The 16,363-nt window shown below is 53.0% G+C and carries 8 protein-coding genes; 1 reads left to right on the top strand and 7 read right to left on the bottom strand.

All coding sequences use genetic code 11. From position 1 onward, the window contains the following. Positions 1-406: 406 nt before the first annotated feature. The 7 genes from G7Y39_RS03750 to ilvD all read right to left on the bottom strand — a co-directional run bounded on the left by G7Y39_RS03750 (position 407) and on the right by ilvD (position 14,716). Complete coding sequence (locus G7Y39_RS03750) at positions 407-3,856, bottom strand: T9SS type A sorting domain-containing protein (protein WP_165155212.1); 3,450 nt, start codon at positions 3,854-3,856, stop codon at positions 407-409. Positions 3,857-3,859: 3 nt separating this feature from the next. Next, entirely contained in the window at positions 3,860-8,323 is a 4,464-nt protein-coding gene (locus G7Y39_RS03745) for a T9SS type A sorting domain-containing protein (protein WP_165155210.1), read from the bottom strand. A gap of 421 nt (positions 8,324-8,744) precedes the next feature. Then, positions 8,745-9,788 (bottom strand): ketol-acid reductoisomerase, encoded by a 1,044-nt coding sequence (gene ilvC / locus G7Y39_RS03740; protein ID WP_165155208.1) that lies wholly within the window; start codon positions 9,786-9,788, stop codon positions 8,745-8,747. Between the two features lie 33 nt (positions 9,789-9,821). Continuing rightward, entirely contained in the window at positions 9,822-10,565 is a 744-nt protein-coding gene (locus G7Y39_RS03735) for an acyl-[acyl-carrier-protein] thioesterase (protein ID WP_165155206.1), read from the bottom strand. A gap of 3 nt (positions 10,566-10,568) precedes the next feature. Continuing rightward, positions 10,569-11,126 carry an acetolactate synthase small subunit gene (gene ilvN / locus G7Y39_RS03730; RefSeq protein ID WP_165155204.1) on the bottom strand — a complete coding sequence of 186 codons (558 nt, stop codon included), beginning with the start codon at positions 11,124-11,126 and terminating at the stop codon, positions 10,569-10,571. Between the two features lie 17 nt (positions 11,127-11,143). Then, positions 11,144-12,847, bottom strand: coding sequence for a biosynthetic-type acetolactate synthase large subunit (ilvB, locus tag G7Y39_RS03725; RefSeq protein WP_165155202.1), 1,704 nt, complete (start codon positions 12,845-12,847; stop codon positions 11,144-11,146). A 33-nt stretch (positions 12,848-12,880) separates the two neighbouring features. Further along, positions 12,881-14,716: a dihydroxy-acid dehydratase gene (gene ilvD, locus G7Y39_RS03720; protein WP_165155200.1), complete on the bottom strand. Its 1,836-nt coding sequence runs from the start codon at positions 14,714-14,716 to the stop codon at positions 12,881-12,883. Between the two features lie 461 nt (positions 14,717-15,177). Here ilvD and G7Y39_RS03715 point away from each other — a divergent pair, with 461 nt between their 5' ends. Continuing rightward, on the top strand, positions 15,178-16,353 hold the full coding sequence (locus G7Y39_RS03715; RefSeq protein WP_165155270.1) for a MalY/PatB family protein: 1,176 nt from the start codon (positions 15,178-15,180) through the stop codon (positions 16,351-16,353). The last annotated feature ends 10 nt before the right edge of the window (positions 16,354-16,363 follow it).

Raw genomic sequence — 16,363 nt, 5'->3', positions numbered from 1 at the left:
TTACATGCTTAATTTACGAATCATCTCCATACGCACTAAAAAGAGCCTCTCTCACCGGGAAGTGAGAAAGGCTCTTTCATCCATCGTAATGCCCGCGACGCATACCGTCTCACTTCCCATCCCGTTTCCGGAGTAGAATAATGTCTAGAGAAATCATGAGACTGTTTCGCGAGTCGCGTATCATTGTGCTTGCTGTATTGTTTTTGTTTGAACGCTGCAAAGATACGCCCTTTTTCGAGACCGCCAAATATAATTCGAGGTTTTTACGGGACATTCCTTATAAAACGTAAGCGAAACATCCCCATCCGTTACGAAATAACACTGCCCATCGTAAGGGGGTTACGATGGGCAGTATAAGGTGTTTACAATGCCCATTGTAGTCGGCTTACGATGGGCAGTGTCAGAATCAGCGCACAACGACCTTCCGCACGAACGATTCGCCGGTGGCCTCGCAGCGCACGAAGTAGACGCCGGTATGGCTTACGGGGATCCTCACCTCGCCCGCTACCGTCTCTTTGTAAACGACGATACCGGCTACGTCTATCACCGTCAGCGCGGCTTGTCGAGGCAGGTTCGCCCAGATCGACCGGTTCGCGGTGTACAACGTCATACCCTCCTCGATAGAGGCTACGCCGGTCGGCGTGTCCGGATTCTCAGGTTTCTCCGGATCTACCGGAGTCACCGGATCCACCGGCGTCACCGGAATATCGGAGCCCGTAGAGGCGGTAACCGGGGAAACCACCTTTACGTTCACCTTCTTACGTTGCGGCTTATAGTTCGGATCGGTCGGCGTGAAGATCACCTCCTGTTCGCTCTCGGCCGTCATCACGGTTTCCGGCTTACTCCAAGTGAACGTTCCGGCCACGATACCGGCGTGACCGCCCTGCAAGACAGACTCGGCCAACGCATGACCGGACAAGATCGCGGATGCGGTAGGCCATGTCACCTTTGCCTCGGCCGGCTCAATCGTATACGTGAAGGTCTCATCATAAGCCTTATAGACCGTATCCTCCGGACGGTATACACGGACGTAATAGGTGCCGACGTTCTTCAAGACAGCCGGTTGCTTGCAATCCTTATCAAAGAAGAAGGAGATCTGGCACTGCTCGTTACCCTCACCCGTTACGGATACGGTCTGCGCCGTACCGTCATAAACCGAGGTCGTAGCGACCAAGGTATAGGAAGCCCCCGGCTTGCCGACAAATATCGGCTTTACACCCTTCGCTCCTTCCTCCACCTCGTATTCTCTCGGATTTTCCGTCTTGCCATCCGACCATTTAGAGAAGGTATAACCTTTGGCAGGCACGGCCTCCAATGTCACGGTTACTCCTGCGGGAACATCCACCATGCCTTTATCCGTCACGCCGTACGGCATACCGCCGTTGGTAACACGGACAGAGCCATTCGCCTCATCGCCCGAGCGTAAGATGGAAGAGCCGAAGGATAGGGAAATCTTAGGTTTCGTAGAATGGTAATAAACCGTACTATCATAGTTCTTATAAGCAGAAGTACTCTCCTTAGGAGAAATCACATATTTTTTCACGCCTTCAACGGGATAGGTATTATCAATCTTTATATCCACCTCTTCCTCACCTGGACGCGTTTTCGGCTTATCATTCTCACCCGCCGGGGCCTCCGTCACCGCGATCTTGGACTTCTTGATGATCAAGCCATCCTCGTATTCCGCATAGAATTCATTGTACAGGCCATCCGCCTTGCGATGCAACACAACGGTATAATGATCTGCGTCGATCGCCGCCGTCAGTCTTTTAGTCGTATCTCTAGGATCTTTATACTTAACCTCGAACGAGAAGCCGGCATAGGTCTGCGAGGCGAAAGGCACGAAGTTACGCGATACGCCATTGTAGTAGTATTCCTGATAAGGCCACATGATATATTCCTTCTTGATATCCACCCGGTGGTCGAATACGGCCGTTACGGTCAAATCGCCGGTCACGGTCAAGACATCTTTCTCACCAACCTCCTTACCGTTCGCCAGGATGGTCAGCAGGCGCGCTCCATTTTGTCCCTTGATACCGGTTATGCGCACCTCCGTGCCGTAGGGCTGATCGCCCGAAGGCTCCAAGGTGATCGTTCCGGCCGGTTTCGTCTCGTTCGGATTGCTGCTGACGGCAGAAGCGGTCACCTTATACGTCCGTTCCTTGAAAGTGGCTTTCGCTTTAATATCACCGGTCACGGTATATTCCCCGCCATCCTTCACCGCCGTACCCGACAGGGAGATCGTGCCTCCAGCCAATTGATACCCGGCATCCGCGAGGGCAATCGCCTTTACCTTTGTGTTCTTCACTACCGTAGAGCCGGAAGCGATCGGCGAACCTGCCGCGTCATACAGCAGGACAGATCCGTTGTCAACCTTCTCGATGGTCACCAACGCCTGCTCTGCCGGCTTCGCCTCGAACACGGCCTGAATATTTAACGCTTTCATAAGTGTCACCTTATCTCCCTTGAGTGAGTCGCCATTGATCGTCAATCTCGTCAACTGAGCATTCGTATCGGGATCCGCGAGGATCTGCAAGACCGTCCCCTGTTGCAGGGAACCGCCGTCGGTCACCTCATTCTCATTCTCATTTGTCGTAACCGACAAGCGGCCATTGCCCTCCACAGCGATTGACACCGAGTGCATAATCGGTGAGAAGTTGGCGGAATAAGTCTTGTCCCTATCCGCCTTGACAACGATCGTATCAGCTTTGCCCAACGTCTCGCTCGCGCCTGTCACCGCCCAGCCGTCAAACTGATAGTTCGGCAGGGGGATCGCTTTCAAAGAGATCGTCTGTCCTGCCACATATTTATTATCCTCCGTCTTGCCCACTACATTCACCGTACCTCCGGTAGCTGCCACGGCGGTAATCGTATAGGTCTCGGCCACCTCAACCTCCACTGAGTCCTGTGCCGTAGCGTAATAAGAGGCATTCTCCGGATAGAAAGTCACCGAGTAACTTCGCTTACCGGCCGGCACCGCGATACTCCCATCCGTCCAGGCGAACGTACCGGCTACGGAATAGCCCTCATCCGTAACGCTACCGCCCGTAAGCAAGGAAGCGGAAAGCAATTGTCCCTTCTTGATCGGACTGGCCACAGGCAGAGTGATTTTATCCGCCGTGATCACCTTCTTGCTGGTCAGACTCATGACATAGACTTTCTCGAAAGCGTTATACACCGAATCGCCCGGATAGGAGAGTTTTACATACAGTGTGCCCTCCTGCTTGCGAGCATCGACGGTAGCCGTATCCGTACAAGAACCGTCCGTGTAGTAAGTGACCTCCAATTCCTTGCCTTCCGGTACGGTCGTGTAGCTTAGCTCGGCTGCTGTATTCTCTTTTACCATCTGCTCCAAGCCCCATACGTTCACCACCAAATCCGCCTTCTCTTTGTAGGATTTCAAGGTAGCGGTCATCTCCGACACCTGTTCACCCTCGGACTTTTTGTTGGACAAGAGGCCGTTCTTCGCCTTGAAATCGCCCTCCTTAAAAGAGGCGGCCAATTCCACGGGGATATAGAGCAGATCCCCCTCCGGGGTTTTCATTTCCGTGTTCTTCGGGCTGTAGACTACACAACGGTAGCTGCCCTTCTCCTGTTTCCACTCAAGCGCGTGATCGACCGCGATATCCCCCAAGATCGGCGTGCCATTCGGCAAGATTCCTTCCGGCAAAGTGAACTCCACTTGGAAAGAGGAGAAACCAAAGGAATTACCGGCCACAACCAAAACGAGCGTATCCTTGCTGCCCGCGGCGTTCAACTCCGTCTTCCGCAATTGCCAATTGGCGGCGGTAGCCGTTCCCGCTGATAACAGCAGGAAGAGGGCTACGAATAATTGTTTTATATGATTCACGTTCATAACTTACTGAATAATTAAGATGTTAGTATTACTTGCCTTCACGCTGCGACCGGCTTTCGCTGTCAAGCGGTAGTAGTAGACACCGGCCGGAAGCGTAAGCGCGGCGGTATGCCGGTTCTCGCCCACCTCGCCGGGCAGACCGTTCAATACGGCGGCCAAGGCTCCGTTGGCGGAGAACACATGGATCGTCACCGCATCGGCCGGCTCAGCCAGTTGATAGCGGAAAGTCGTGCTGCCGCAGAACGGGTTCGGGTAGTTGGATATGGCATCCACCCGTTCGATCGCCTCGATCGGGGCGTTGGAAGTCACGATCGCGTCACCACCGGCCCGCAAGTTGCCGGCCTTCGCGTCGGAGAAGGATGCACCCACCAAGGTAACGCCCGCCGGCATACGCAAGACGCGGGTCTTGCCCGAAGGAATCGTCCGTCCGTCCAGGCTATAGCCGATCACACGCAACGTGTCGCCATTCAGGTGAGCGGCTTGCAGGAACTTGGCGGCCTCGCCCACGAGCGGAAGCTCCTCGGTAGCGCCTACCAATTCCAGGTAGATACCGGCTATCGGCACTTGGCTGGAGAGGGTCAGGAAGTTGTCCGTATCCAGCTCCACCCACACGGGAGCCTCGGTCTCGGCACGTAGCATGCCGGCCTTGGTAATAGGCTGGTCGCGGATGATGTTGACGATACCGACCACGTCGGCGATCTCTACATGATTCGAATAGTTCACGTCTGCCTCGCCCCTTCCGAATTTTGGTATCATATTGGCCGAGTCTCTCAAGATGTAGCTTACGGTAGCCGTCACGTCTTGCACGTTCACCAGCTTGTCCAGGTTCGCGTCGCCATCGCAGGTGTAAATCCGTGCGGTGTACTGAACCGTCCAGCCGGGGAATAACGGATTGGTTACATGACCGGTAATTTGAGCATCCGGTTCCAAACTATCGACAATCGGATAGCGGCTGTCCGCATGGTCGATCGTATCCCCCTCCATTACCCAAGTAAAGTGAGAGGCGGATGTGCCTACCATCGCTTGTGAGGAGAGATCGATGGTCTCCCCATAAGCCACATAACCGCCCGGACGCACCGTACCTACCGCAAACCTGACGATGCCGTCAGCCTTCAGTTGCCGCGGGTTCTTCACGTTGGCGAACTCCAAGCCCGAGCCATCCACATTGAGAGAGGTCAAGGCCGGGAAGTTTGCCAAATCGATCTCGGTCACGGACTTCGGCAAGCCATACGCGGTTAATTGAGCGGCAATATCCGGGGCGCTCTCCTCTACCCCGTCGAGCGCCGTCCCGTTCAGCAACAGCTCCGTCAATTGCTTGTTGTTAGACACATCGAGCGCCGTCAAGCCCGTATTGGCTACATTCAAATGGATCAATTCCGAATAGGCCGATACGATCAAGGATGTCAGCGTCGGGTTGTTGCCCAACATCAGGCATCGCAACGCGGTACTGTTCGTCGGCAAGACCAACTTCTCCACCCGATTGCCGAACAACGACAGGACTTCCAGTTTATCCAATGCGGAGAGATCTACCTCCGTCGCAAAGCTGTTGCCCATCTGATACAAATACAATTCCGTCAATCGGCGCGGGTTCTCGTTATTCCAAACGGCTTGCGCGTTCGAGGAGTTCTCGTTCGTCTGCCATGCGCCGCTGCGCCACCACTCTTGCAATGCCTTGTTGCTGGAAGCATCCACGATACGGGCCAAGGTAGCCACGTCGCTCTCGGCGAATACCACCGGGACGGAGGTCTCGACACGGAAATATGTGGTCTCGACATTCCAACCATTGCGATAGTTGATCTCCGTGATCTCGCAGAATTTCGGGTTCATCATCTTGCAATAATATTCGCCGTATCCCTCCTCCTTGCTATTCAGCACGAATACGCCCGGACGACCCGGTACCTTCACCAAGGCCTCTTTCTCCTCCGTCCTATACTTTGCGTTCACCCAAAGGAAGACCGTCTCTACGCCATCGATCACGGCCTCGGACGAGAGGTCGATCGTATCGCCGTTCTCGAAGCGATAAGGAGTCTGCGGATGAGAGGGAGAGGTAAGCTGATATTCACTCCTTCCGTTATACCGTATCTGCCGGTAATTCTTCAAGGTGGAATATCTCAAGCGGGAATCGCCATAACCCACCTCCAAGGTCCTCAAATTCGGATATTGAGCCATATCCAGGCTCTCCACATAACTTGGCAGGCCTAATGTCCATAAATTCTTCGCCACCTCGGCAGTAGGAAGCGTATACTCCGTATCTTGCAAATACAAATAATGGATGTTAGCGGGCAAGTTCTTCAAAAGATCGGCGAACTGGTCTGTATGCGGCAAGGCCAAGTATTCCAATTGTGTAGCGCTCTCAAAGCCTTGTACCTTCAAGTTCGGACACCACTCGATCTCCAATCGGTTCAATTGCTTAAAGGAGGATATATCCAGCGAAGCCATCGGAGAATGCTCCAGGTAAAGCTCCCTCAGCTTCGTGCAACCGGTCAAGTTGACCGTGTTCAGCTTTGTCTTCCGATAGCTTCCCTCTCCTATACTTTGCGTACCAAAGCAGAAATATTGCAGATCCGGACAATGGGAGAGATCCAACGAAGCCAGGTTCGCACTGAATAGGTGCAAATGCTCCAGTTTCGTATTCTTCGAGAGATCCAGCTGCTCAATATTCATGAAACGCTCGCACTCGAAGTACTTCAATTCGGTAAAGGCACTCAAATCCAAGGAGGAGATCGTATCTTTTGAATTCCAATCGAGCTGTATACGTAGATGCGTCAATCGACTCGGTACCCCCACGCTCCAGTCCGTAGCAACCGCGTCCTTATATGTATCCCAGTTCTCATGTTCCCAGCCTTTGCTCTTCACGAACTCTTGCAACTGGGTGACACCCGGATTGTCGGCGGCCAGTTTCTCCAAGGCGGCGATGTCGACCGGAGAGTAATCATCCGAACCCCGGGCTACCTTGATCTCGGGCGTACGCATATTCCAACCTGTATATGCGGGGTTGCTGATCCTGCACTGGTAATATTCACCCGGCGCCCCCTCAAAGATAAAAGCGCCCTCCTTACCGGGTACGGTTTTCAAGGTAACTTCCGTAGAGCTATAAGGCTCCCTCCGAGTCACACGAAACCATTGATACGTAGACTTCTTGCCATTTACCTCCGCATAAGCGGAAAGGTCGATTTCCGTGCCGGAGGTAGCGTATGAATTGGAATCGTCTACCGGGGTACCGGCCATGATCTGCGTAGAGCCGCCTGCCCAAAAATTCTCGGGCAATGGATCCGGGAATTTCACGGTAAACCATGTGAGGGAATCATTTCCATTCAAGTCCAAACGCTCCAACTTCGTCAATGCCGATAGATCCAAAGATTTCGCACGAGTTCCGCTCAAGCGTAGCTCTTCCAGCCCGGTCAGCCCCGACACGTCCAAAGAAGAGACTGTCTGCGTCCTATAATCATCGATAAAGAAGGATTTCACCCGGCTCGGTGTCTCCGTATTCCAGGCTACGCCCACATTGTAGTTATTATAAGGAGACCTATCTTTCAAATAGTCTTTGTTCGCGATGAAATTCCGCAAGTCGTTGCTCGATGGATTAGCCGCGGCGATCGCCTCCAAAGCGGCGATATCTGCCGCGGAATATTCCACCGGGATGACGAACGAGGCACTTGTCCCCCCCCGTACGTCATTGCCATCCCCGTCATAAATGGACACGTGGTAAGTACCGTTACAAGCCTCCGTAGCGCGGGCGGTAAACGTATATTGGGTGGCGGTGAACGAAGGGATCTTCATCACGTACACATTCGTACCGACAGGATCTTTTTCCAAACCTTGTCCGGAAAGCGTCAAGCCCTCATACGAACCACTCAATAAGATCTTAAGCTGCGCCGGTTGTCCTTGCAAAAATCCGGTCTGCGATACATTAATCGTAAAGGGAATATCCGTATTTAATTCGCCGGCTATACGATCCGGTGTATCAATGCGCGGCCTATCGTCGGAATCTCTATATTGCACCGTATGCGAGGTAGTAGCCAAAGGAGCGGCGCTCATATCCTTCGATGCGTACAGGCTCACGGTATAATCCACGTCGCATACCTTCGAACTTGTCAACGTCAATTCAAAATTGTGGGACACCATTTCATCCGGTATCCAACATCCACCGTCCACCAACTCAAGCATAGATTCCGAGCCATTCGCCCAGTAACTCATCCTTATCCCGTTAGGGTTCGCCTTGTCCGCCAACTGTACCCGGACGGCCATGCCTTCCGTAAAGCCGGACACACTAAAATAAGAGTAGTGGGTCGCTTCATTTGAATTATACACAAATGCATAGGAAACCGGATCAGGAGTAGTTCTAAATCCTACCTCCTCACCCGTCTGCCCCCACGCCAAGCCCTGCCCCGGCAAGGCGGCGTACAAGCACAAGATCATCGCCACCAGCGACAACCTCAAACTGAATCTTCGTAAAAATGTATTCATAAGCATAAAAATTTGAATAAATGTATTCCATCACTTTTCGAACGCAGGGACAAGCCGTCCCGGGATAACGCGGATTGCTCCAAACGCAACGATCCCGCATGCGGAGGAAATCCTCCGCATGCGGGATCGTATACATTGTATGTAGATACTACTTGCTTGCTTGCTTGCTTGCTTGCTTGCTTGCTTGCTTGCTTGCTTGCTTGCTTGCTTGCTACACAATTATCCCGTTTTGCCAAATGTATATTGGTAAAAAAGGTTAACATACTATCTATCGTAAGCTGTTTCATCTGGTTTTCATAATACAAGGGCCAAAAGTACGTATTAAATCCAATACAACAAAATATAAATGATTATTTTTCAGGAAGGCGAGCCCTCCAAGCGGCCCGCCCTCCTTCGCGGATCCATCCGGATCCGGATCGGATCAGTTGTTCTCCGGACGAAGCTTGCGCACGGTAACAGCGGTCTGCCACATCTCGCTCTCGCGCAATGCCTTCAATTCGGCCTCCAATTTCTCGCGATAGTCCGGCCTCGAGTTCGAGTCGATCGCGATCTGAGCCTCGTTGCCGCATTTCACGTTCGCGTACAATTTCTCGACCACCGGCTTGATGGCGTCGTGAAACGGCCCCATCCAGTCCAAAGCGCCGCGCTGGGCCGTCGTAGAGCAGTTCGCGTACATCCAGTCCATGCCGTTCTTGGCAAATAAAGGCATCAAGGATTGGGTCAACTCCTCGACCGTCTCGTTGAAGGCCTCGGAAGGGGTGTGTCCGTTCTCGCGCAATACCTCATACTGCGCCAACAGCAGACCTTGGATGGCGCCCATCAGGGAACCGCGCTCACCGGTCAGGTCGGAAGTGGCCTCGCGGCTGAAGGTGGTCTCGAACAAATAGCCGGAACCGATACCGATACCCAGCGCCAGCGTACGGTCCATCGCCCTGCCGGTAGCGTCTTGATAGATCGCGTAAGAGGAGTTCAAGCCGCGGCCTTCCAGGAACATGGAGCGCAAAGAGGTACCGGAGCCTTTCGGAGCGACCATGATCACGTCAATGTCCGCGGGAGGGACAACACCTGTACGATCGTTCCAAGTGATCGCGAAACCGTGAGAGAAATACAGGGCCTTGCCGGCTGTCAGATAGGGCTTCATCGTAGGCCATACGGACATTACGGCCGCGTCCGACAACAAGCACATGATGATCGCGGCCTTGTCGCAAGCCTCCTCGATACCGAACAGCGTCTCGCCCGGAACCCATCCGTCGTCGACCGCTTTCTCGTAGGTCTTGCCCGGGCGCTGGCCTACGATTACGTTGAAACCATTGTCGCGAAGGTTCAACGATTGTCCCGGTCCTTGTACGCCATAGCCGATCACGGCGATTGTCTCATCTTTCAGTATCTCTCTTGCCTTTTCCAACGGAAATTCCTCGCGGGTCATTACATGCTCTACGACACCGCCAAAATTCATTTGTGCCATTTTCTTTTTAACTGTTAATGTTTAAAATCCTATTTATGTGTCTCTCTTTTCGTATCTCCAAGTCACCGCCGCACGACAGATCGCCTTTCCCGCGTGGCAGATGGCCAGGTCTTGCTTATCGGGACCGGACTCCGCCTTATGGAGCGTAAGCGGCATGCCTTGTTTGCCCTCGGATTGGTAGGCGATCTCCAGACGGGCGATCTCGCGGGTCTTGAACCGGTCGATATCGAACAAATCCAGCAGATGCTCGATATACTTCACGCTATTGAGGTGACCGTTGATATCCAAGTCGCTGTATTTGATCGCGTACGGGATTCCCTCCGCCCTATTCTCCGCCGGCATGATCTTGCCCGGCTTCTCGATCGGACACGGACGCCCGTCGATGTATTGGCTCAGTGCCTCTATATCCAACCGGGTAGGCCGGCGGGTCGCCACATCGATGGCCGCCCAGATGGAACGGGCGAATCCAAAAGTTTTCCCCTCCGCGCCCGCCAGCTCAAAACAACGGCTGGTGAAGAGGCGTCCGACCTCGTCGATCCAAGTGTATACCTGAATCTTATCGTAGGCTGTAGGGTATTCCTCCATCTCGATAGCCAGACGGGACAACACCCAAGCCGTATGGCGCTCCGACATGTCGTTGAAACCGAACCCGCGCGCCGCGGCATGGCCGGAAGCGGCGTGAATCAGGTAGTTTCCGATCATGGGGAGCGTTACGCGCCCCCGGAAATCCATTAAATAAGGCTCCGCCGCGAACTGAAATAATCCTACTTTCTCCATATCTTATGCTTGTTGCTTTTCCTGTAACTTCCGCTCCATATCGGCCAGCATATCGCTCAAGCGCTCCACCTTGCTCTTCGTGATAGCCACGCGCCCGGAACGGATGAATTGCAGGACACCGATCGTCTCGCTCAACTCATCGAACAAGGCTTGTGTCTCGTCGTAGTGGCCACTCTTCTCCAATACCACGCAGGTATCGTTCATCTCCAAGATCCGGGCGTTGTATTTACGGATCAAGCCCTCCACGGTTCCCATCTTGATGAAAAGCTCGGTACTTAGCTTATAAAGGGCGATCTCTTGATACACCAGATCCTCATCCGTATTGTAATAGGCCTTCAAGATATCCACCCGTTTATCGATCTGTTTCACTACCTTATCGATCATATCCTCATCGGCGAAGGTCGTGATCGTAAACTTATGGATGCCCTTGATGGCGGACGGAGAGACCGAGAGGGTCTCGATGTTCAGCTGTCGGCGCGTGAAGATAATCGTTATCTGGTTCAAAAGGCCGACGATATTCTCTGAAAAGATAATAACGGTATATAGTTTCTTTGTTGTCATAGCTGCTCCTCCTCTCCTTATCGCTCGTCTCCCATGATCATGTTCGTCACGCTTCCTCCGGCCGGGACCATCGGATATACCATCCCGCAAGCCTCCACGTTGGCGACCAGCAGGTAGGCGCCGTCGCAGTCTAGCATCTCGGTGATCGCGTCGTCCAATTCCTCCCGCTTCTCAACGGCACGGCCGGCGATGCCGTAGGCCTTGGCGATCGCCACGAAATCCGGATTCGCCATGACGGTGTTCGAATAACGCTCGCGGAAGAACAATTCTTGCCACTGACGTACCATCCCCAGGAAGTTGTTGTTAAGGATGATGATCTTCACGTTCAGTTTCTCCTGCATGATGGTACCCAATTCCTGAATCGTCATCTGCATACCCCCATCGCCGGTAAAGAAGCAAACCGTACGGTCCGGGGCTCCGAACTTAGCGCCTATGGCGGCGGGCAGGCCAAATCCCATCGTGCCTAACCCTCCGGAAGTCACCACGCTGCGGGTTCGTTTGTATTTGAAATAGCGGACGCTCATCATCTGGTTCTGCCCGACATCGGTTACCAATACGGCGTCGTTACCGGCCGCCTCGGAAACCTTACGGACGACCTCGCCCATTTTCAGCCGGCCTCCGGCCGGATACAATTCCTTCTTGATTACCTTATCGTATTCCTCTTGCTCGTCCCGGTCGAACTCGGCGTTCCATTCCGGGCGTTTACGTTCTTCCAGCAACGCCGCGATCATCGGAATCGTGTGCTTGGCATTGCCCAGCACCTTTACGTCTACGGGGACGTTCTTGCCGATTTCCGAGTTGTCGATATCCAGATGGATAACCTTGGCTTGCTTCGCGTAGGTCTTTAAGTCGCCGGTCACGCGGTCGTCGAAACGCATACCGATCGCGATCAACACATCGCACTCATTCGTTTTCCGGTTCGGCCCCACGTTGCCGTGCATACCGAGCATTCCCTTGTTCAGCGGGAAATCGGTTGGCAACGCGGATAAGCCCAATACCGTGGATCCGGCGGGTATGTCACTCTTCCGGAGAAACGCTTTCAATTCCTCTTCCGCGCCGCCTAACAAAACGCCCTGCCCGACCAGGCAGAAGGGTTTCTTCGCCCCGTTGATCAAATCGGCGGCGGCCTTGACGCGATCCGTATTGATATCCGGCTCCGGTTGGTAACTACGGACGTAGTCTACCTTCTTGTATTCGTAGTCCACCGACCCGACTTGCGCGTCCTTCGCCAGATCTAGCACCACCGGTCCCGGACGGCCTGTAGAAGCGATGTAGAAAGCACGAGAAACAGCCCACGCGATCTCCTCCGGCTTGCGGATTTGATAGGCCCATTTGGTGATCGGTTGCGTGATGCCAATCACGTCGACCTCCTGAAAGGCATCGGTTCCCAACAACGGCGAGGGTACTTGACCGGCGATTACGACCATCGGCGTACTATCCATCAGCGCGTCAGCGATACCTGTGATGGTATTCGTAGCGCCCGGGCCGGAAGTAACCAATGCCACCCCCACCTTGCCGGATACACGGGCATATCCTTGAGCCGCATGGGTAGCGCCTTGCTCGTGGCGCACCAATACATGCCTCAACCGGTCTCTATAATCGTATAAACTGTCGTAAATCGGTATCGCCTGTCCGCCGGGATAGCCGAAGATCGTATCTACTCCTTCAGCGATCAACGCTTTCAGCAAAGCTTCCGAACCGGTGATCTTTTGTTTCTCCATAAGAAATAATGTGTTTAATGTGTATTATTGGCTTTAATCTTCAACAATCCTTACCCCTCCCTTATCGGCGGAGCTAACCATCTTCCCATACGCCCGCAACGCTTTCGATACCTCACGCTGACGCGTCGGCGGCGTAAAGGCTTTCTTCCCGCATGCCTCCTCCGCCTTACGCCGCTCGGCCAACTCCGCGTCGCTCAACCGCACGTTGATGGAACGTTCCGGGATATTGATCTCGATGATATCCCCGTCTCTCACCAATCCGATCGCGCCACCGGAAGCGGCCTCGGGAGAGATATGCCCGACAGAAAGGCCGGACGTGCCGCCACTGAAACGGCCATCCGTGATCAAAGCGCATTCCTTGCCTAAGTGACGGCTCTTCAGATAGGAGGTGGGATATAACATCTCTTGCATGCCCGGCCCCCCCTTCGGACCCTCATACGTGATGACGACCACATCGCCGGGAACGACCTTGCCGCCCAAAATACCCTCGCAAGCGGCATCCTGCGAATCGAAGACTTTCGCCGGGCCGGCGAATTTCCAAATACGCTCGTCCACACCGGCGGTTTTTACGACGCATCCGTCCAAGGCGATATTCCCTTTCAAGACAGCCAAGCCGCCATCCTTGGAATACGCGTGCTCCACGTCACGGATACAGCCTCCGGCTCGATCCGTATCCAATTCCTTATAATAGGAGTCCTGGGAACCCATCCGGACACTGAATCGATGAGCGGGAGCACTCTTGTATCTACGGATCGCCTCCTCCGTTACGTTCGGGGAGGTAACGGCGTATTTATCAACCGCCTCGGCCAAGGTCAACCCGTCCACACGTCTCGCGCGGCCATCCACAAGCCCGGTCTTCATCAACTCGTTCATGATACCGAGGATTCCGCCGGCACGGTTTACGTCTTGTACATGATACGTGCGCGTATTCGGGGCTACCTTACACAGGCAGGGCGTCTTGCGGGATAACCTGTCGATATCCTCCATACGGAAATCGACGCTGGCTTCTTGTGCCACGGCCAATAAGTGAAGCACCGTATTGGTAGAGCCTCCCATGGCGATATCCAACGCCATGGCGTTCAGGAAGGCCTGGCGGGTAGCGATGTTGCGAGGCAACACGGAATCGTCACCGTCACGATAGTATTTGTAAGCGTTCTCAACGATTTGCTTAGCCGCGTCGCGGAAAAGTTGGATACGGTTCGTATGGGTGGCCACGATCGTCCCGTTACCCGGAAGCGCCAGACCGATCGCCTCGTTCAAGCAGTTCATGGAGTTGGCGGTAAACATCCCGGAGCAACAACCGCAACCCGGACACGCATGGTGTTCTACCTGCTCGATACGCTCGTCGCTTACCGATGTATCGGCGGACTCAATCATCGCGTCGATCAAATCCAGCTGGCGACCCTCCAGCTCTCCGGCCTCCATCGGGCCTCCGGACACGAACACCGTCGGGATATTCAATCGCATGGAAGCCATAAGCATACCCGGCGTGATCTTGTCGCAATTGCTGATGCAAACCATCGCATCCGCCTTATGGGCATTTACCATATATTCCACGCTGTCCGCGATAATGTCGCGCGAGGGAAGCGAGTAAAGCATGCCATCGTGCCCCATAGCGATACCGTCGTCGATAGCGATCGTATTGAATTCAGCGGCGAAACAACCCTGTTTCTCGATCTCGGCCTTGACCCATTGCCCGATCTCATGCAAATGCGTATGACCCGGCACGAACTGGGTAAATGAATTTACGATAGCGATAATAGGCTTACCGAACTGCTCCTCTTTCATCCCGTTGGCACGCCATAGCGCACGAGCCCCGGCCATCCTACGACCTTCGGTGCTAAATGAGCTTCTTAACGGATTCTTCATCTCTTTCCTGTTTTTTATTCGCAGGGCGCTTTATCCACACCTCTACCTTGATTTACTTATACTAAAAAAGCCTTTCCCTATATGGAGAAAGGCTTAAGAAATATCTCTATGACTTCACAACTTCTTGCACACCTTTCTCCTCACCTACTAATGACTAGAAGGACCACCACGAGAATAATATGCAATACGTTGTTCATCATCTTTTCCGGTTGTCTTTATTTATTCGACGCCGCAAATGTAGAACAATAATTGATATGCGCAAAGGATTTAAAAGAAAATTCCGTTTTTTCTTTCAATTCTCAAGCAAACGCCATCCTGGGATTGTATTTTAACAGAAGCAAGGGTGTATTGCTTAAGAATCGGGAAATAGGGTATCTTTATTCCCGTTTCGCTTTATAATCGCAGTTTTTTTATTAAGTTTGACCCCCAAAACAATGAAGAAACTGATCGTTAATAGAAATATGAAACACTACAACTTTGATGAGGTCATCGAACGGCATGGGACGGGTTGCGTGAAATTCGACCGCTTGAAAGAGATGTTCGGTGATGAGAATCTGGTACCACTTTGGGTGGCGGATATGGACTTCCGTACACCGGACTTTATCGTAGATGCCCTGAAAAAGCGTTGTGAGCATGAGGTCTTCGGTTATACATTCGGTTCCGACGATTACTACGAAAGCATTATTAATTGGGTGCATTACAAACATAACTGGAAACTGCGACGGGAATGGATCAGCTATATCCCGGGAATCGTAAAGGGAATCGCGTTCGCGATCCAATGCTTTACGCAAAAAGGGGATAAGGTCATCATCCAGCCCCCTGTTTATCATCCGTTCCGCATCGTACCGGAGAAAATGAAGCGTGAAGTCGTTTATAATCCGCTAAAGATGGTAGACGGCATCTATGAGATGGATTTTGACCATCTTGAGTCTATTCTGGATGATCAATGTAAGGTGCTGATCCTCTGCAACCCTCACAATCCGGGTGGGATCGTCTGGAAAAAGGAGAGCCTAGTCCGATTGGCCGAGATTTGCGCCAAGCACAATATATTGGTTATCTCCGATGAGATTCATGCGGAAATGGCCTATCCTCAGTATACGCATTATCCATTTGCCTCCGTATCGGATACCGCCGCTTCTTGCAGCGTGACCTTCATGGCCCCCAGCAAGACGTTCAATATCGCCGGTATCGTGACTTCCTACGCAATCGTACCCAACGATCTCATCCGGGAAGAATTTTATGCTTTCCTTGAGGCCGGAGAGTTTGGCGAGGGCACGATCTTCGCTTATACGGCGACGACCGCCGCTTACACCTATGGCGCCGAATGGTTGCAACAAATGCGAATGTATATCATGGAAAACGTGCGTTTTGTGGAAGAATTCATGAAACAGCATCTCCCCAAGATAAAAGTCTACCAACCCCAAGCCTCCTTCCTCGTTTGGTTGGATTGCAGAGAATTGGCATTCAGTCAAGAGGAGCTCGTACACCTGTTCAAAGACGAGGCCGGACTGGCGTTGAACGACGGAAGTATCTTCGGCCCCGGAGGAGAGGGCCACATGCGTTTGAACATCGGTTGCCCCCGCTCTGTTTTAGACAAAGCGATGAAGGCACTCAAAAAGGCGGTGGATAAGAAATAAAATCGTATCT

Source organism: Parabacteroides sp. ZJ-118 (assembly GCF_011038785.1).
GTDB lineage: Bacteria > Bacteroidota > Bacteroidia > Bacteroidales > Tannerellaceae > Parabacteroides.
Note: the sequence above shows the minus strand (reverse complement) of the source record. Positions and strands in the feature narration are given on the sequence as shown.

What these genes read in the sequence shown, in the direction of transcription:
- ilvB (WP_165155202.1), bottom strand. Translation starts at nt 12,847, where the DNA reads ATGGAGAAACAAAAGATCACCGGTTCGGAAGCTTTGCTGAAAGCGTTG.
- G7Y39_RS03745 (WP_165155210.1), bottom strand. Translation starts at nt 8,323, where the DNA reads ATGAATACATTTTTACGAAGATTCAGTTTGAGGTTGTCGCTGGTGGCG.
- ilvN (WP_165155204.1), bottom strand. Translation starts at nt 11,126, where the DNA reads ATGACAACAAAGAAACTATATACCGTTATTATCTTTTCAGAGAATATC.
- G7Y39_RS03735 (WP_165155206.1), bottom strand. Translation starts at nt 10,565, where the DNA reads ATGGAGAAAGTAGGATTATTTCAGTTCGCGGCGGAGCCTTATTTAATG.
- ilvC (WP_165155208.1), bottom strand. Translation starts at nt 9,788, where the DNA reads ATGGCACAAATGAATTTTGGCGGTGTCGTAGAGCATGTAATGACCCGC.
- G7Y39_RS03715 (WP_165155270.1), top strand. Translation starts at nt 15,178, where the DNA reads ATGAAACACTACAACTTTGATGAGGTCATCGAACGGCATGGGACGGGT.
- ilvD (WP_165155200.1), bottom strand. Translation starts at nt 14,716, where the DNA reads ATGAAGAATCCGTTAAGAAGCTCATTTAGCACCGAAGGTCGTAGGATG.
- G7Y39_RS03750 (WP_165155212.1), bottom strand. Translation starts at nt 3,856, where the DNA reads ATGAACGTGAATCATATAAAACAATTATTCGTAGCCCTCTTCCTGCTG.